The following is a 641-nucleotide window of genomic DNA, read 5'->3' as shown; positions in this document are numbered from 1 at the left end:
TTGCCGTCGGCGTCGACGCTGATGGTGACGGTCTGCCCGGCCTTCCCGGGGGTGTCGGTGGGGACGGCTCCGGTGCGTTCCCCGTGGGGTGTGGTCCAGCGGGCGCGGGCGGTGTTCTGGGTGCCGGCGGAACGGATCGCATGGCCGGGGGTGTCGGGGGCGAGGTAGGTGTCCTCGAGCAGGACCGCGGGCACCTGACGGATGCTGGCGCGGAGCGTGTGGGTTTGCTGTTCGAGGCGGGTGTGGGTCGCGGTGCCGTATGCGGCGGCGACGGGGATCAGCAGCAGAACCACAGTGGCGGTGAGCAGCAGGAGGGTGGCTTCGACGCGGTCGCTGGCGCGCATGAGGTGGTTGTGGTTCCACGGGCGCAGCTGCCACCACCGGGTCGGTGCGGCCACCGGTGCCAGTCCCTCCCGAGGCATGGTCACCTTTAACGCGATTGCGCTTCCCCTTTTCCTTCGATTGTGACGGAATCGGCGCGGCGTTCTGACGCGTTGCTCCGCGAGTGCAGGACAGGCTCAGCGGGGTGTTTCAGTCAGCCGGAATGTTCGCGGGTGTAATCCTCGACGTGCTCTGCGTGAGGTCGCGGGGCTCGCGGTGCTGGCGCTGCGTGAGTTCGTCGAGTCTGTTGGGCAGTGGCA

General features: G+C 68.8%; 1 protein-coding gene. It reads right to left on the bottom strand.

What is annotated here, in order from left to right:
* Positions 1–422, bottom strand: a 422-nt coding sequence (locus MLGJGCBP_RS23715; RefSeq protein ID WP_160098506.1) for an Rv1733c family protein, incomplete at its 3' end; no start/stop codon positions are given.
* Positions 423–641 lie beyond the last annotated feature (219 nt).

It is taken from the genome of Rhodococcus sp. T7 (assembly GCF_009872365.1).
GTDB lineage: Bacteria > Actinomycetota > Actinomycetes > Mycobacteriales > Mycobacteriaceae > Rhodococcus_F.
Note: the sequence above shows the minus strand (reverse complement) of the source record. Positions and strands in the feature narration are given on the sequence as shown.